We start from the raw sequence: 18,137 nt of genomic DNA on the forward strand, positions 1-18,137 counted from the left end.
GATTAGCGACGACCTTCCGCAATAGCAGAAACTGCCTGCATTTCAGCCGCTTCTTGTTCTTGCTGCTCTTGGCGCTCACGCACATCTAAAATGTGGGCATTGATTAAGCCTTCTTCGACTTCACGTAGCGCGATAACAGTATATTTATCGTTTTCTTCAGGAACGAGAGGGTCTTTGCCGCCAGTTTGTAACTGACGAGCTCTACGTGCTGCGACCAATACGAGGTCAAAGCGGTTACCAATTTTTTCTACTGCGTCTTGAACAGTTACGCGTGCCATAAGTGTGCTACTCCAAAGAAATAAAAAAATGACCTGATATGATACTGAAACTATTCTCAGTCTGCTAGTAATTTGCTGATTAAAGCATCATGTCGCTGAATTTGACGCTCTAACTTCAAACGCTCAGTCCGGATGATTGATTGTAGATCGCTTAATGCAGTATTGAAATCATCATTAACAATAAGGTAATCATACTCATCGAAATGTTCAATTTCACCTACAGCTTGCGACATTCGTTTTTCAATGATTTCGTCACTATCTTGACCACGGCCTCGCAGTCGACGATAGAGCTCATCTTTTGATGGCGGGAGTATGAAAATACTTCGCGCAGCAGGCATTCTTTGACGAATTTGTTGCGCGCCTTGCCAGTCAATATCAAGAAAAACATCAACACCACTTTTTAAGACATCATCAATAATGGGCTTAGACGTTCCGTAGTAGTTCCCAAAAACACAAGCGTGTTCTAAAAATTCACCATTTTCGACCATCTGTAAAAAGTCTGTTTCAGAAACAAAGAAATAGTGCTCACCATGAACCTCTCCAGGGCGTGCTGCCCTCGTTGTATGAGAAACGGAAACTTGCGTATCATACAGCGGTTGTGTCTTCAACAGAGCCTGGATCAGGCTTGATTTACCTGCACCGCTAGGCGCAGAAACAATATATAACGTGCCTTGTATCATGATGGTTTCTTGAATAATCGTGGGTTAAATATAAAAGATGGCGATAAACCCTTCATAGTATACACGTACTTAAGCCAACATGCAGCGATATCAATAAACCATGAATTGTGGATAAAAAATTTGATTCATTGGGAATTTGTGAACGCGTTCCAGAAATTATCTTTTTTTCTATGTAAAGCGCATTAGTTTTGCGAAGCGTTTCGCAAATAGCTGTATTTATGGAAGATAACATCTAAAAATTACGCCACGATATTGATATCAGCGCGATGTGATACGACGAGATATAAAAATCCGCTATTCACTCAGTATGAGTTTATAGCGGAAAGTCAATTTTCAATGAAAGCTACCGTTTTGATTAATCTTGATTTTCGTAATTGAAAATAGGAAGTCCTAAGCGGTAACGAATTGCGATTAATCGTGCGCTTAAGCCTGTTACTAAGGTAATTATTATAACGGCATCTTGTGGTAGTGGGGTATACAATAACCCGATATAAATCCATGCGGCGGCAAAAGAGACGCCGGCATAAACTTCTTTTTGGAAGACCAAAGGTATTGTATTACATAACATATCTCGGAGAACACCACCAAATACACCAGTGATCACTGCAGCAATCGCAGCAATTATTGGACTATAATTCATGTCCAAAGCGATTTGAGCACCAAGAATGGAAAAAACAATCAAGCCGATAGCATCGAGTATAAGAAAGAGCCGACGCAAGTGCTTCATCATTGGTGCAATCCAGATAGTGACAACAGCAGCACCTGCAACAGTGAGAATATACTCAGGATGCGCAACCCAGCCTAGCGGGTAGTGTCCAAGTAAAATATCACGCACAGAGCCACCGCCAATAGCGGTTGCAGAGGCAATAATAATGACGCCGAACACATCCATTTTTCGGCGACCCGCAGCGAGAGCGCCAGTCATGGCCTCAGCGGTAATACCTATTATATAAAGAACACTTAATAACATGATGGTCTTATTCAATACTAAAGTTATTGCTAAAGGGTAATATTACCTGTGCAAATTTTCGACTGAAATTTTCTAGTCTCTTGCAAATTAGCGCAGATATAGATTAGATAAAGTAATCCGATAGCGTGTGTTAAATGATATCAAAGGATAACAGATTGAAGAGTCAATTACCTTATAAAGAAGTGCGTATAACGCATGATTCCAGAAGTCATCAACTTACTAATATTAATGTTTGGACACCTGATAGCCAATGGTTAGCTTATGATATTCGCCCAAGTGGAAGTTCATTTACCGGGAAATTAATAGAAAAAATTCATGTAAATACCAAACAAAAAATTGAAATTTATCATGCGAAGCAGGGTGCTCACGTGGGTGTTGTGACTGTGAGTTCTGAAATACCCCCTCGATATGCTTTTATTCATGGTCCTGAATACCCTGATGCGGATTGGCAATATGATTTTCATCATCGGCGAGGTGTTTATGTTTCTGACGACCAATTAAATGTGGCGCATCCTATTGATGCAATGAGCATTACACCGCCATATGTGGCGGGAGCATTGCGAGGTGGAACCCATGTGCATGTATTTAGCCCCGATGGAAAATGGTTAAGTTTTACCTACAATGACCATGTTATGCATGAGTTAGATATTCAACGTGACCAGCGAAATGTTGCAGTTGCCGTACCTGCTGGAGCCGTAAACGTCGAACCTAAAAAGCATAAAAGAGAATATGGCGGTGATTATTTTTGTTGTGTGGTCACTAAAACAACGTTATTACCAAAACCGGATAGCAACGAAATTAGTCGTGCCTATGAAGAAGGTTGGATAGGCCAAAAAGGCTATCTAAATGCGAGTGATAATTGGCAAGAGAAAGCATTAGCATTTATTGGGGATACTCATTCAGTTAGTGGGGAAATTATTCCAGAGGTATTTATTATCGACCTACCTTCGGAGCCTGAAAGTTTTAAAGTAGCGGGAAGTTCTCCGCTTCAAGGATCGGAGTTTGACTTGCCATCGCCGCCTAAATATGTGCAGCAAAGGCGTCTAACATATACTCACCAACGAAAATATCCGGGATTAGCAAAACAACCGAGGCATTGGCTGCGTTCATCGCCTAATGGTGAATCAATCGCTTGTTTGATGCATGATGATGAGGGAATTGTTCAGCTATGGTTGGTGAGTACAAAAAATAGTGCGCTCACACAAATTACCAACGGTACTTCATCAATCCAGTCAGCGTTTAATTGGGATAGCAAAGGTGAGCATATTTGTTTCGTCTATGATAACAGCATAACGCTTTGCCATATTGCAACGGGAGTATTGCAAAGATTAACGGAAAAAACAGAGATAGCTCCAGTAGCGGATGCAGTAGTTTTTTCTCCTGATAATCGCTTAGTGGCATTTATGCGTGATATTGATAGTTTTAGGCAACTCTATACGGTAGAAACGGGGTTAGATAATTAAATTTATACTTTACTGTTTAAAGTGACCTGGTATTGCCTGTTTGTGGTATTAACAGGCAATGTGAAAGCTTTACTTATTATGAATGTATAATTTGGAATTACTATTATTATGAATTAATAGCCGATCCTTCACTTATTTATTGTGAGAATGCTTTATTTTATTTTGAAAAAATAGTCATTAAATAATCGAGCTTATAAAGTTGATATTTACACGATCTACTAATATACAATAATTTTACTCAAGTTAGGTTTGGGAGGGAAAGATGTGAAAATTATTTTTTTAAGTTATTCGCAGATGTTTGATGATTGTTTTTATCTTTTTCCTCAAGATCTTCAATGCGTTTCTTAGGGGAATCTAATTTCGAATCATCACCCGACTTTGCATAATCAAGGGGAATAAGTAATGTGTCCATAATAATAGAGAAAGGCAAATCAATTGCTAATAAAGGCCTTACAACCCAGCCAGTATCTTCATTTTTTATCATTGTAATGCTATTTTTAGAACCTGGGTAGTACCCTTCTGACGGGCCCGCATGGGTCATAATACTAGAGCACCCACTTAACATTAATGGTGTTATAAATGCAAATAACCTTACAAAAATCAAACTCGGCATATTAATTTAACCTGTACTCTGAGTGTTATTCCAAGCAGTGCTTCATCATAATGAAAAACAAAAAATTCACAATCGCAGTGTTGTACTATTATTTAAGTAGACAATATAAATAATTATTCCTTTTTTATAAAAGTTCAGCTAGATGTGAACAAAGTTAATGAATAGAGGCTAATTATCTCTTTATTTGTTATCAGTCTGAAAGTAGATAGTCATAGCAAAATTAATTAGTTGTGATCTGTGGCCTATTGCACATATTACTCAATTTCTATTTGGCATAATCGATTCAGTAGTATGTTTTATCGTCTATTAAGTTTCGTTTTGTTGGTAACTTGTCGTCAAAAGGATAGCGGTTTATGAGTGAATTAGCTCTTACTGTGAGTTTGTTGGCGTTGGCTGCCGCACTAGGTTTATGGATTGGTAATTGGAAAATCCGTAATGTTGGATTAGGGATCGGAGGGGTGCTTTTTGGCGGCATAATCATTGGCCATTTTGCGCAAAGTTACGGTTTGCAGCTTAATAAAGATATGCTGCACTTTATCCAAGAATTTGGCTTGATCCTGTTTGTTTACACGATAGGTATACAAGTTGGTCCAGGTTTTTTCTCCTCGTTGCGCGTATCAGGCCTAAAACTTAATGGTTTTGCTCTGATGATTGTTGTGCTCGGCGCTGCGGTTACTGCGATTATTTATAAAGTTGCAGATATTCCACTGCCTATTATTTTAGGTATTTTTTCGGGTGCAATTACCAATACGCCATCGTTAGGTGCAGGACAACAAATTCTCACTGATCTCGGTTCAGACCCCAATCTTATTGGCCAAATGGGAATGGGCTATGCAATGGCTTACCCGATGGGGATTTGTGGTATTTTACTTGTCATGTGGCTAGTCCGCATTATTTTTAGAATTGCAGTAGATAAAGAAGCTGCCACATTTAATAGTTCCAATTTTCAGCAACGGGAAACGTTGCAAACCATGAATATTGCTATCCGCAATGGAAATCTTGATGGGTTAATGATGCAAGATATTCCTCTACTCGGCAGTGACGCAATTGTTTGTTCAAGATTAAAGCGTGGTGAGATGCTCGTTGTACCTCAGCCGACCACTGAAATTCGGTTAGGTGATTTACTTCATGTCGTTGGTCAAAAAGAAGATTTAAATAAGGTTCGGTTGATACTCGGTGAAGAAGTAGATGCCTCTTTATCTACGTCGAGTTCAGTATTGCATTCAGTTCGTGTTGTGGTAACTAACGATGCAGTGCTAAGTAAAAGGCTTAAAGAATTAAACCTTAAACAAAAATATGACGTGGTTGTCACTCGTCTGAACCGTACCGGTATTGATCTGGTTGCGAACAATAATTCTGTTCTACAATTCGGGGATATTCTGAATATCGTTGGGCGACCTGAGTCAATTGATGCAGTTACTGCGCTGTTAGGGAACGCGAAACAAAAATTACAACAAGTCCAAATGTTACCTGTTTTTATTGGTATTGGTTTAGGTGTTGTATTGGGTTCGATCCCTGTATTTGTGCCAGGTTTTCCTGCGGCATTAAAACTGGGGCTTGCGGGTGGCCCACTGGTTGTGGCTTTAATTTTAGGTCGTATCGGTACTATAGGGCGGCTATATTGGTTTATGCCTCCGAGTGCTAACCTTGCACTTAGAGAGCTGGGAATTGTGATGTTCCTCGCCGTTGTTGGGTTAAACTCGGGTGGTGGCTTTATTGATACGCTAATAAAAGGGGATGGGTTAACTTGGATTGGCTATGGCTTGCTAATTACATTTGTTCCATTATTCATTACCGCTATTGTTGCACGGGTTTTCGGTAAGATGAATTATCTCAGCTTGTGTGGCGTATTAGCGGGTTCAATGACGGATCCTCCAGCGCTTGCATTTGCTAATAATATTCACCCATCAAGCGGTGCGCCAGCTTTATCTTATGCAACTGTTTATCCTTTAGCGATGTTCTTACGGATAATCTCACCTCAATTACTTGCCATATTATTTTGGACCATTTAATCAAAGTAATAAGCTCTTTACTAAAAGTAGGGAGCTTATTGTATTAGCCGCCTTACATTCCATTTATTGTAATTAAAGTATAATAATTTCAATTTGATATTCGAGTTTGGCAATACATTTATCTTGTGAGTGAATGGAAAGTATTCGTACATATAGAGGTAAAAAGTACGGTTGTTCAAGCAATGAGCATGCGGAAAAGGTGGTTTAATGGTTGTGAATGATATTCGTATTGAAAGAAACATTTGATTTCAATTACGGAGTTCTCGCTAATTTTTAGCCCTTCCATATGAAAGGGCTTTTTTTTTTGCTTACGAATAAAAAATTCGTCAATTAGCGGATTGCTGTGACTTCTTGATATGCTTTCTCTAATTCTTCAGCAAGTATTTTTATTCCCTGCTCAATTTTTTCAGGCTCTGGAACATAATTCATACGCATGCATTGGTGTGCATGTGGCCAGTCCTCTTCTATACCAGGGAAAAAGTAGTGTCCCGGAACCATTAATACACCCCGTTTTTTTAATCTCTGATAAAGCTCTAAACAACTGATTGGCAAGTTTTGAAACCACAACCATAAAAAAATTGCCCCTTCAGGTTTATGAATAAGGCATTTTTCTTCAGGTATATAGCGCCGAATAATTTGAATTGCCTCTTCAACACGCTGTTTATAAAAAGGTCCAATGACATTTTTAGATAGCGCAAATAAATCATCTTTTTTAAGCATTTCAAGGGCTAATGCAGGACCAATTCCACCTGGTGCAAGGCTAATGATGCCATTCATATTACTAACGGCTTCAATGATTTCTTCATTTGCAATGATGATACCGCAGCGAGTGCCAGGTAACCCAAGTTTGGATAGACTCATGCATAGAATGACATTTTCGTTCCAGAATGGGGTTGCATCACTAAAGATGATGCCAGGGAACGGTACGCCATAGGCGTTATCAATCAGTAGTGGAATATTATGTTGTTTCGCTAATTGATCGAGGTGTTCAACTTCCTCGTCTGTGATCACATTACCTGTAGGGTTAGTTGGTCGAGAAACGCAGATGACACCAATGTCATCGGTTACTTCTAATGTATTAAAATCAACACGGTATTTAAATTGCCCGTCAGGTAAAAACTCAATCTGAGGTTTATTAGCAACAAAAAGGTCATCATCTAGCCCAGAATCTGCATAGCCTACGTATTCAGGGGCGAGAGGAAAGAGAACTTTACGCGTGATACCATCTTCAAAACGACCAGCAAGCAAGTTAAATAGATAGAAAAACGCACTCTGGCTACCATTGGCGAGTGCGATGTTTTTCGCACTGATATTCCAACCTAGTTTTGCGTTTAGAGTTGCCGCTAGCGCTTTCAACATGGCATCTTTACCTTGAGGACCATCATAGTTACATAAGGTATCTGTCAACTGGCCATTAGCGCACATTTCAGTTAAAAGGTCTTGGAAGTATTTATCCATTTCTGGGATGTGAGCAGGGTTGCCACCTCCGAGCATAATAGATCCAGGTGTTCGTATGCCCTCATTCAAGTCTTTCATCAACAATGAAATCCCTGAATTTTGAGCGAATTTATTACCAAATTTAGAAAATATCATCGCATTTATTCACATATGTTTATTGGGTTGTTAATAGAATTTTAAACATACTCTGCTCATCTCTAGAGTTCAATAGCTCATTTGTGAATCTTTATAGAATTAAAATAAGGTTAATTGTTATTTATTTGGTGTTTTAGTTTAATTGTTAATTATTTGATAGTTTGTTTATCTGATTATATGTTTACTTTCACCGATAAACACTGATTTATTTAAATCGATAACAATCAACTAAATGGTCATTAATCATGCCAGTTGCCTGCATAAATGCATAACAAGTGATTGAGCCGACAAACTTAAAGCCACGTTTTTTGAGTGCTTTCGATAAATCTTTAGATAGTTCAGTCTCTGCTGGAACTTGAGATGATTGTTTCCAATGGTTAACAATAGGTTGATGATTAACAAAGCCCCATATAAATGTCGAAAAGTCTTCACCTTTTTCTGCCATTTCAAGGTATGCCTGAGCATTCGCAATAATGGCCTTAATTTTGGCTTTATGTCTGACAATACGGGCATCTAGCATAAGGCGTTCAATATCGGCATCATTCATTGTAGCAATGTGTTGAGGATCAAAACGATAGAATAGGTCACGGTAACCTTGACGTTTTTTTAATATGGTATACCAAGAGAGTCCAGCTTGTTGCCCTTCTAAGCAGATCATCTCAAAGAGTCGATGGTTATCTTTAGTTGGTTTTCCCCACTCATTATCATGATAAGCAATATATTCAGGATCTTGATTAACCCAAGAACAACGAATTGGTGATGTATCCATTTTTTCAGCCTTTTTCTTATCACAATATGTTTTCCTACAAAGAGATAATATTTATACTGTATAAATAAACAGTTTAAAAGAGATGAAAGAATTTTTTTTTATTTTTAGAATAAATACAGGCGGATTGGGTGCTGTATATCTGGCGGTCAAAGGGTATACTGGCGTACTTTCTTTAAATTTTACGTATCGCGTGCGGATCTAACATGCAAAAGTTTGATACCAAAACCTTCCAAGGTCTTATCCTGACATTACAGGACTACTGGGCGCGCCAAGGCTGTACCATTGTTCAACCATTGGACATGGAAGTCGGCGCAGGAACCTCCCACCCAATGACGTGTTTACGCGCATTAGGCCCTGAGCCTATAGCTGCAGCCTATGTTCAGCCATCTCGTCGACCTACCGATGGTCGTTATGGTGAAAACCCAAACCGTCTGCAACATTATTATCAGTTTCAGGTGATCATCAAACCGTCTCCTGACAACATTCAAGAACTGTATCTTGGCTCATTAAAAGAGCTGGGCGTTGACCCAACAATTCACGATATTCGCTTTGTTGAGGATAACTGGGAAAACCCAACCCTAGGGGCTTGGGGACTTGGATGGGAAGTTTGGCTAAACGGAATGGAAGTGACTCAATTTACTTACTTCCAACAAGTTGGTGGCCTTGAATGTAAACCCGTTACTGGCGAGATCACTTATGGCCTAGAGCGCTTGGCGATGTATATCCAAGGCGTAGATAGCGTATATGACCTCGTTTGGTGTGATGGGCCACTTGGCAAAACCACCTATGGTGATATTTATCATCAAAATGAAGTTGAGCAATCTACCTATAACTTCGAATATGCTAATGTGGACTTTCTATTCACCTGCTTTGATGAGTATGAGAAAGAAGCGCAATATCTGTTGTCCTTGGAGTCACCTTTGCCTCTCCCGGCCTACGAACGCATATTGAAAGCGGCTCATACCTTTAATTTACTGGATGCTCGTAAGGCAATCTCAGTAACTGAACGCCAGCGCTATATTTTACGTATTCGAACCCTTACGAAAGGGGTTGCAGAAGCTTATTATGCTTCTCGCGAAGCGCTTGGATTCCCTATGTGTCATAAGAACTAAGAGGCTGTCATGACTCAACAGACTTTCCTTGTGGAAATCGGCACCGAAGAGTTACCGCCGAAGGCTCTTCGTTCATTAGCTGAATCATTTGCGGCAAGCTTTACCGCAGAACTCGATGGTGCAAATATTGCCCACGGTGAAGTAACTTGGTATGCCGCTCCGCGCCGTTTAGCGTTAAAAATTGCCAACTTAGCGACTTCTCAGCCAGATCGCGAGGTCGAGAAACGTGGTCCCGCAATTTCTGCTGCTTTTGGTGCTGATGGTCAACCAACTAAAGCGGCAGAAGGCTGGGCACGTGGTTGTGGTATTACCGTTGCTCAAGCCGAACGCTTAACAACCGATAAAGGTGAATGGTTGCTTTATCGTGCCCAAATGAAAGGGCAAGCAGTCAGCGAGCTATTGATTGATATGGTTAGCCGTTCACTTTCTAAGCTACCAATTCCAAAATTGATGCGCTGGGGCAATAACGAAACACAATTTGTTCGTCCAGTTCATACCGTAACCTTACTGCTTGGCAGTGATGTCATCGAAGGTGAGATCCTTGGCATTAAGAGTGGACGTACCATTCGTGGTCACCGTTTTATGGGTGAAGCTGAGTTTACTATCGATACTGCAGACCAGTATCCAACTACCTTACGTGAACGCGGCAAGGTTGTTGCGGATTATGAAGAGCGTAAAGCTATTATTAAGGCTGGCGCTGAAAAAGCAGCCCAAGCGCTTGGTGGTATAGCTGATTTAACGAATAGCTTACTTGAAGAAGTGGCGTCATTGGTTGAATGGCCAGTTGTATTAACCGCTAAATTTGAAGAGAAATTCTTAGAAGTTCCTTCAGAAGCACTGGTTTATACGATGAAAGGCGACCAAAAATATTTTCCGGTTTATGATAATGCTGGCAATTTGATGCCAAACTTTATCTTTGTGACGAATATTGAATCATCTGATCCTCAACAAATTATTTCGGGTAATGAAAAAGTTGTTCGTCCTCGCTTAGCAGATGCTGAGTTTTTCTTTAAAACTGACCGCAAGCAGCGTTTGGAAGATAATTTACCCCGTCTTGAAACCGTGTTATTTCAAAAACAATTGGGCACACTGCGCGATAAAACTAATCGTTTAGAAGCACTTTCGGGTTGGATTGCTAGCAAAATCGGAGCGGATGTCAATCATGCTACGCGTGCTGGCTTATTAGCAAAATGTGACTTAATGACCAATATGGTGTTTGAATTTACTGACACCCAAGGTGTTATGGGCATGCATTATGCACGCCATGACGGTGAATCTGAAGATGTTGCATTAGCACTGAAAGAACAGTATCAACCGCGCTTTGCTGGCGATGAATTGCCTTCTACCGATGTTTCTGCGGCGCTAGCGTTAGCTGAAAAAATGGATACCCTTGCGGGTATTTTCGGTATTGGTCAGCACCCTAAAGGGGATAAAGACCCATTTGCGTTGCGTCGTGCGGCACTTGGTGTTTTACGTATTATCGTTGAAAAAGGCTATCAGCTTGATCTTGTTGAAATGACACAAGAAGCAGCTCGTTTGTATGGCGATAAGCTGACGAATGAAAATGTCGTCAATGATGTGGTCGAGTTTATGCTAGGTCGCTTCCGTTCTTGGTATCAAGAGCTGGGTTATAGCATTGATACCATCCAAGCTGTCCTTGCTCGTCGCCCAACTCAACCTGCTGACTTTGACGCTCGTGTTAAGGCTGTGACGCATTTCCGCTCTTTAGAAGAAGCACAGGCGCTTGCAGCGGCAAATAAACGTGTATCTAATATTCTTAGCAAGTCAGATGAAAGACTAGCAGACAGCGTCTTAGCATCCGTACTCAAAATGCCAGAAGAAGTGAAGCTAGCAACTCACGTTGTTGTGCTGCAAGACAAATTGGCACCCATGTTTGCAGAAAGAAATTACCAAGAAGCTTTAGTTGAACTTGCATCTTTACGTGAAGTTGTTGATGAGTTCTTCGCGAATGTGATGGTAATGGATGAAGACCAAGCAGTACGAGTGAATCGTTTAACTTTGTTAAGCCAACTCCGTGAGTTATTCTTAAAAGTTGCTGATATCTCGCTACTGAATAATTAACTATTTGACTCTTTTTTAAGACAAAAGAGAGTTTATTTGAATAAGCGCTAAACGTATTTTAGCGCTTATTTTTTGCCTAAAAAGTCGGGTTGGCGAATAAACCTTACCATTTTGATGGTTTTATCAGCATACGAACTGAATTAACCAAAAATGGGTTGACGAGCCTGCATCTCGGCAGTATTATTCACACCGTTTTCGGCGAGTAGCGCAGCTTGGTAGCGCAACTGGTTTGGGACCAGTGGGTCGGAGGTTCGAATCCTCTCTCGCCGACCAAATTCCAAAACCCACCTCATTGAGGTGGGTTTTCTCGTTTAAGCTTCCCAGTCATTTTTTCCTCTCTCTTTTTCAGATTAAGTTTCCTTGCATAGAATAGCTATCATCTGGTGATATAACGGTCATCACTCCAATATCGCTCATTGAATTATATAATTTTTGCTTTGAAATTTATTTCAGTGCGAATGAAAGGATTTTTCATTACAAGGATGCGTTAATGAAAGCAAAATACGGTGTACCGTTGATATTTCTTCTTATGTTATTTTTCGAGCCATTCAGGTTAGTCGCATATGGTGACACTGATAAGCTTTCATTTCCGTTCAATCCCAGTCATTTATCTGCTCAATCTAATTCATTTCCCTGCGTTATCGTCAATCAAGCTAATATTGAAGGCGTCGAACAATTTAATCGCATAAAGCCAAAGCTTGTTAGGGAATGGAAACAGCTAATTGAAGGTCAATGTGTCAGTGACAGTATATTGATAGGCTACGCTGAGCGAGTAAACTCAGATTTGGCTCAAGAAGGCTATATAACTTCTTATTTGTTTTATCCAAAGCAAAATTTTTTATTTGGCATCTTAAAGGCGAGGCTACTAGCCGGAGAGTTATCAAATATCCGATATGAGGATGGTTCTAGCGATCATATTTCGCTATCTAATGCTTTCCCTCAGATAGCAGGGCAAGCCTTTAACCTACGTCAGGTAGAGCAAGGGTTATTTAATTTACAAAATACATCATTAATTCCTTATCAAATATCTTTAATTAGAGACGACGATGGTGGTGAAAATAACATTCAGCTTGTAGTTGAACGCAAGGTGAAAAGGGCAGTTAAAGGTTTACTATCATTAGAATCACAAGCTTCAAGTGGTCAGCCTACTCATATTGTCTCCCACACATTGTTATCAGCGAATCCATTCTTATTAAATGATCTTCTCTATGTCGATATGAAAAGTGACCTTGGTATCGAACCGAATAAAAAATTAAAATCTGCCGCGTTTTTTTACTCATTACCTTATCAGTATTGGCTATTTTCTACCTACGCGGGCTATCAAGAAAGCCAAGAGGTTAAACCCATCTATGATATTGATTTATTGATACAGCAACGTAGCAAGGTACTATTGCTCCAAGCTCAATATATGTTGTATCGAATGCAAAACTCACTGACGTATCTGAATGTTGGAACTCAAACTCAAGTTGTTGACACTTTTTTATCGGATAGACGGCTAATGACCCAACGAAGGCTAGCCAATTATTTTTTAGTAGGGCTAACTTACCAACGTGATTATTCTCAAGGTAGTTTGGCATTATCATTAAACTACCAACGAGGAATCGACTGGTTTGGCACCAATACAAGGCAGATCACTGGGTTAGATATCTCTCAAATATATCAGCTATCTATAGATGCTCAACGCGCTTTTTTGTGGAGTAATCAACCGATGTATCATCAACATCAACTCGATATCCAATTAAGTCGCTCAAAGCTGGATAACTTACTGGAGCAAAGTGCGTTTAATGGGAAGTTAGGCCTTAGTGGTTTTGTTAATGGGAGTAGTGATTTTAATATGGGTGACAACAGCATAACGCTAAAAAATGAAGTTGGCTGGTTCACTCCATGGAAAGAGATACAGCTTTATTCATCTCTAGATCTAGGGGCTACCTCAAACGATAGAGCAACATTTTGGAAAGAAAACAGTCTGGTTGGAACAAGGATAGGTGTTCGAGGTAATTTAGGGGCGCTGGCATATCATTTTTTTATGGAAACCCCGCTTTGGTATGCCACGAGCAGTCAGCCTAGCCAGCTAAGTTCTGGCATTAGCTTACGTTTTGATTATTAAAGAGTTATACCCATCATGCTTCAAGTTGCTCGGGTGTCGTTATGAATATAGGGGCTCCGCTCAGCTATCCGAATTATAGCGTTTATTTATGCTCATCGGCTATCTTCACACTGTACCTACACATAAATTAAATTATTTTGGGTACATATTGCCAATTTTTTTTCGTGTGGTGCAAAAAAAAGTGATTTTTATAAAAAGGTCATCTACAGCGTTTATCGGTAGCAATAGAAATCAATAGATTTTCCATTATTTCTGAAGTTATCAACTAGTTAAATTTTGATCCGTTTCGAGGGAAATGGTTATCACTATATGAATAAAAAATAAACGAAACAATAACATCATAAAATAGTTTCCATATAGCCATCCTTCAGAATTTTATCTTGCCTGTGTTCGGGTAAAACACTATTTTCGTTCAGTAATTCAGCACTTAATCACAAATATAAAAATAAATAACCACAATACAAAACGCTAGTCATTACTAATTATATGGTTATAACGCCTGCTTTTTGGTCTAAACATTGATATATAAATCTAAGTTATGGGGGTAATTGTTTCTAATATGTTACGAAAATTGTAGTGTGCCAGTGAGTGATGCTATTGACGAAGTGGACGACAGTTGATTAATTGCACAATGAATAACAAAAAATACAGATACTACATCTGTCACTCATGTGATGAATGAATGTAGTCATCAAGCAAAAACAACATGAACACCACAGGAGCATATAGATGATGCGCTCTATTAAAAAGACAGGTCTATTAACCGTTGGTTTAACACTTGCTGCGTTGGCGGTTTCTGCGTCAGTACAAGCCAAAACATTAGTTTATTGTTCAGAAGGTTCTCCAGAAGGATTTAATCCTCAATTATTTACCTCAGGAACAACCTATGATGCAAGCTCAATCCCGCTGTATAACCGCTTAGTTGAATTTAAATTAGGTACAACCGAAATTGAACCTGGCTTAGCCGAAAGCTGGGACGTGAGTGAAGATGGAAAAGTGTATACTTTCCATTTACGTAAAGGGGTTAAATGGCACTCGAATAAAGAGTTCAAACCAAGTCGTGACCTCAATGCAGACGATATAATTTATACCTTTATGCGCCAAAAAGATCCAAACCACCCATACCATAAAGTTTCAGGTGGTAGCTATGAATATTTCATGGGAATGGATATGGATAAAATCATTGATAAAGTTGAAAAAGTCGATGATAACACCGTCAAAATTACACTGACGCGTCCTGAATCCCCATTCTTAGCTGATATGGCAATGGACTTTGCGTCTATTCTTTCAGCTGAATATGCTGACCAAATGCTTAAAGCGGGAACTCCTCAAAAAGTTGACCTTAACCCAATCGGAACCGGTCCTTTTGAATTACAGCAATACCAAAAAGACTCCCGTATTTTGTACAAAGCCAATAAAGATTATTGGGGTACAAAGCCTAAACTTGACCGCTTAGTCTTCTCTATCACGCCGGATGCATCAGTCCGTTACGCAAAACTGCAAAAAAATGAATGCCAAGTCATGCCATATCCAAATCCGGCAGACTTAGAGCGTATGCGTCAAGATAAAGATATTACATTGATGGAGCAACCAGGTCTGAACGTCGGTTATCTCTCTTATAACGTTGAGAAAAAACCACTAGATAACCAAAAAGTTCGTCAAGCTCTATCTATGGCTGTCAATAAAGATGCCATTATTGATGCGGTTTATCAGGGAGCGGGTCAAAAAGCGAAAAATTTAATTCCACCAACAATGTGGGGTTATAACGATGCAGTTAAGGATTACGAATATAATCCTGAAAAAGCAAAAGCGTTATTGGCAGAAGCGGGTTTCCCTGAAGGTTTTGAGATTGATTTATGGGCAATGCCAGTACAGCGCCCATATAACCCAAATGCGCGTCGAATGGCGGAAATGATCCAAGCCGATTGGTCGAAGATTGGCGTTAAATCGAAAGTGGTTAGCTACGAGTGGGGTGAATACCTTAAACGCGCTAAAGATGGCGAACCTCAAACCGTCATGATGGGTTGGACGGGGGATAATGGTGATCCAGATAATTTCTTTGCAACCTTGTTCAGTTGTGCGGCGAAAAGACAAGGCTCTAACTATTCGAAATGGTGTAATGAAAGTTTTGAAAACTTAATTCAGCCTGCACGTATGACCGCAGATCATGACAAACGCGTCGAACTGTACAAGCAAGCCCAAGTGGTGATGAATGAGCAGGCGCCTGCATTAATCATCGCACACTCAACGGTGTTTGAACCTGTACGTAAAGAAGTGAAAGGCTATGTGGTTGATCCACTGGGTAAACATCACTTTGAAAATGTAGACATCGAGAAGTAATCATTTCTAATCTGTGGATGCCCTTCGTTGTCTTTTACAGCGGAGGGCGTTTTCTCCTCTAGCATTTAGAAGAAACAGAGAAGTTAAGTTGTTTGTGAGCACCCGGAAATTTTATTTCTGAGTAGCCAAACGGACTAAGAGCCGTCAACGGCATTATTAAAGAGATTCAGGATATGTTGCAATTTATCCTCCGACGATTGGGGCTCGTGATCCCCACATTCATCGGTATTACATTACTCACTTTTGCTTTTGTTCATATGATCCCGGGCGATCCGGTCATGATTATGGCGGGTGAAAGAGGGCTCTCGCCTGAAAGGCACGCATACTTAATGGCTGAGTTAGGACTAGATCAGCCGCTTTGGCAGCAATATCTCCACTATATTAATGGAATATTCCACGGTGATTTAGGTATCTCACTGAAAAGTCGTATTGGGGTGTGGGAAGAATTCTTACCCCGCTTTTTAGCCACCGTAGAACTTGCAACTTGTGCAATGATTTTTGCCATTGCTGTGGGAATTCCAGTCGGTGTTCTGGCTGCGGTAAAACGTGGCTCTATCTTTGACCACACGGCGGTTGGTATCTCATTAACCGGTTATTCAATGCCAATTTTCTGGTGGGGTATTATGCTCATCATGTTGGTATCGGTACAGCTAGATCTTACGCCTGTGTCGGGAAGGGTGAGTGATACCGTTTTCCTCGATGATTCCTATCCACTAACGGGCTTTATGTTGATAGATACCCTCATTTGGGGTGAAGCTGGTGATTTCAAAGATGCGGTTGAGCATTTGATATTGCCGTCGATTGTACTCGGTACTATACCTTTAGCCGTCATTGTGCGTATGACGCGCTCAGCCATGCTTGAAGTCTTGGGTGAAGACTATATCCGCACGGCAAGAGCCAAAGGCGTTAGTCGTGCTCGGGTTATTTTAATTCACGCATTGCGTAATGCGTTATTGCCTGTTGTGACGGTTATCGGGTTACAGGTTGGCGTGATGCTGGCGGGCGCTATTTTGACGGAAACTATTTTCTCATGGCCGGGGCTTGGGCGCTGGTTGATAGAAGGATTACAACGCCGTGACTACCCTGTAGTACAAGGGGGCGTTCTATTAGTTGCGACGCTAATCATTTTAGTTAATTTAGTGGTCGATATCCTCTATGGCATCATCAATCCACGCATTCGTCATAAAAAATAAGGAGCGCTAAAATGTCTCAATCTACTGAGCCAACTGTTGTCAGCGCCCCACAGCCGATGACACCGTTACATGAATTTTGGCACTATTTTAAACGGAATAAAGGTGCCGTCGTAGGGATGATTTATATCATCCTGATGGTATTAATTGCTATTTTTGCGGGAATATTAGCGCCCCATGCACCGGATGAGCAATTTCGTGAGTTTTTATTAGTTCCGCCAGTTTGGCAAGATGGTGGTAGCTGGCAATTTATTCTTGGAACGGATGATATTGGGCGTGATCTACTTTCACGCTTAATGTATGGCGCTCGCTTATCATTATTAGTGGGTTGCCTCGTAGTTGTACTTTCTTTGATTATGGGCGTAACGCTTGGGGTGATTGCGGGTTATTTCGGTGGTGTTGTTGATGCGCTGATTATGCGTGTTGTTGATATCATGTTGGCATTACCAAGCTTATTGTTGGCATTAGTTTTAGTCGCTATCTTTGGCCCATCCATTGTCAATGCTTCCATTGCACTGACATTTGTGGCATTGCCTCACTACATTCGATTGACGCGAGCCGCTGTCCTTGTGGAAGTCAATCGTGATTACGTCACTGCATCACGCGTGGCAGGGGCAGGTGCGGCGCGCCAAATGTTCGTTAACATTCTCCCTAACTGCCTTGCCCCTTTAATTGTTCAGGCTTCATTAGGCTTTTCAAATGCCATTTTGGATATGGCTGCTTTGGGTTTTCTTGGTATGGGCGCACAGCCACCGACTCCTGAGTGGGGAACCATGCTCTCTGACGTGTTGCAATTTGCACAGAGCGCTTGGTGGGTTGTGACTTTCCCAGGATTGGCAATTTTATTCACTGTATTAGCGTTTAACCTGATGGGTGATGGGTTACGCGATGCATTTGATCCAAAACTCAAGCAGTGATGAGGTAATCT

The 18,137-nt window shown here is 40.5% G+C and carries 14 protein-coding genes and 1 tRNA gene; 9 read left to right on the forward strand and 6 right to left on the reverse strand.

Going from position 1 to position 18,137, the window contains the following annotated elements:
* Positions 1-2: 2 nt before the first annotated feature.
* From rpoZ to M998_RS12130, 3 genes are all read right to left on the reverse strand, one after another.
* A complete protein-coding gene (rpoZ, locus tag M998_RS12120) occupies positions 3-278 on the reverse strand; it encodes a DNA-directed RNA polymerase subunit omega (RefSeq protein ID WP_068438564.1) in 276 nt (91 codons plus the stop codon).
* 56 nt (positions 279-334) lie between these two features.
* A complete protein-coding gene (gmk, locus tag M998_RS12125; protein WP_068438562.1) occupies positions 335-958 on the reverse strand; it encodes a guanylate kinase in 624 nt (207 codons plus the stop codon).
* Positions 959-1,313: 355 nt separating this feature from the next.
* A complete protein-coding gene (locus M998_RS12130; protein ID WP_068438559.1) occupies positions 1,314-1,928 on the reverse strand; it encodes a trimeric intracellular cation channel family protein in 615 nt (204 codons plus the stop codon).
* Positions 1,929-2,062: 134 nt separating this feature from the next.
* On the opposite strand from M998_RS12130, the gene M998_RS12135 reads away from it, so the two are divergent.
* Complete coding sequence (locus M998_RS12135) at positions 2,063-3,391, forward strand: YidR family protein (protein ID WP_068909081.1); 1,329 nt, start codon at positions 2,063-2,065, stop codon at positions 3,389-3,391.
* Positions 3,392-3,662: 271 nt separating this feature from the next.
* Here M998_RS12135 and M998_RS12140 read toward each other — a convergent pair whose 3' ends face one another.
* Positions 3,663-4,004 (reverse strand): YceK/YidQ family lipoprotein, encoded by a 342-nt coding sequence (locus tag M998_RS12140; protein ID WP_068909082.1) that lies wholly within the window; start codon positions 4,002-4,004, stop codon positions 3,663-3,665.
* A 353-nt stretch (positions 4,005-4,357) separates the two neighbouring features.
* On the opposite strand from M998_RS12140, the gene M998_RS12145 reads away from it, so the two are divergent.
* Positions 4,358-6,016, forward strand: a complete 1,659-nt coding sequence (locus M998_RS12145) for a putative transporter (RefSeq protein WP_068909084.1) — start codon at positions 4,358-4,360, stop codon at positions 6,014-6,016.
* Between the two features lie 330 nt (positions 6,017-6,346).
* Here M998_RS12145 and M998_RS12150 read toward each other — a convergent pair whose 3' ends face one another.
* Complete coding sequence (locus M998_RS12150) at positions 6,347-7,609, reverse strand: valine--pyruvate transaminase (protein ID WP_068438547.1); 1,263 nt, start codon at positions 7,607-7,609, stop codon at positions 6,347-6,349.
* A 205-nt stretch (positions 7,610-7,814) separates the two neighbouring features.
* Positions 7,815-8,378 carry a DNA-3-methyladenine glycosylase I gene (locus M998_RS12155; RefSeq protein WP_068438545.1) on the reverse strand — a complete coding sequence of 188 codons (564 nt, stop codon included), beginning with the start codon at positions 8,376-8,378 and terminating at the stop codon, positions 7,815-7,817.
* Positions 8,379-8,581: 203 nt separating this feature from the next.
* On the opposite strand from M998_RS12155, the gene glyQ reads away from it, so the two are divergent.
* The 7 genes from glyQ (at position 8,582) to dppC (ending at position 18,126) form a co-directional block, all read left to right on the forward strand.
* Positions 8,582-9,490 carry a glycine--tRNA ligase subunit alpha gene (gene glyQ / locus M998_RS12160; protein WP_068438542.1) on the forward strand — a complete coding sequence of 303 codons (909 nt, stop codon included), beginning with the start codon at positions 8,582-8,584 and terminating at the stop codon, positions 9,488-9,490.
* Positions 9,491-9,499: 9 nt separating this feature from the next.
* Entirely contained in the window at positions 9,500-11,572 is a 2,073-nt protein-coding gene (gene glyS / locus M998_RS12165; RefSeq protein WP_068909086.1) for a glycine--tRNA ligase subunit beta, read from the forward strand.
* Between the two features lie 196 nt (positions 11,573-11,768).
* Positions 11,769-11,845: transfer RNA gene (locus M998_RS12170), tRNA-Pro, on the forward strand.
* 217 nt (positions 11,846-12,062) lie between these two features.
* Complete coding sequence (locus tag M998_RS12175) at positions 12,063-13,679, forward strand: ShlB/FhaC/HecB family hemolysin secretion/activation protein (RefSeq protein ID WP_068909088.1); 1,617 nt, start codon at positions 12,063-12,065, stop codon at positions 13,677-13,679.
* A gap of 732 nt (positions 13,680-14,411) precedes the next feature.
* Positions 14,412-16,019: a dipeptide ABC transporter periplasmic-binding protein DppA gene (dppA, locus tag M998_RS12180; protein WP_068439026.1), complete on the forward strand. Its 1,608-nt coding sequence runs from the start codon at positions 14,412-14,414 to the stop codon at positions 16,017-16,019.
* 173 nt (positions 16,020-16,192) lie between these two features.
* On the forward strand, positions 16,193-17,212 hold the full coding sequence (gene dppB / locus M998_RS12185; RefSeq protein ID WP_068438530.1) for a dipeptide ABC transporter permease DppB: 1,020 nt from the start codon (positions 16,193-16,195) through the stop codon (positions 17,210-17,212).
* An 11-nt stretch (positions 17,213-17,223) separates the two neighbouring features.
* Positions 17,224-18,126 (forward strand): dipeptide ABC transporter permease DppC, encoded by a 903-nt coding sequence (gene dppC / locus M998_RS12190; RefSeq protein WP_068438528.1) that lies wholly within the window; start codon positions 17,224-17,226, stop codon positions 18,124-18,126.
* Positions 18,127-18,137: the final 11 nt, after the last annotated feature.

The sequence above is a fragment of the Providencia heimbachae ATCC 35613 genome, assembly GCF_001655055.1.
Classification (GTDB): Bacteria; Pseudomonadota; Gammaproteobacteria; order Enterobacterales; family Enterobacteriaceae; genus Providencia; species Providencia heimbachae.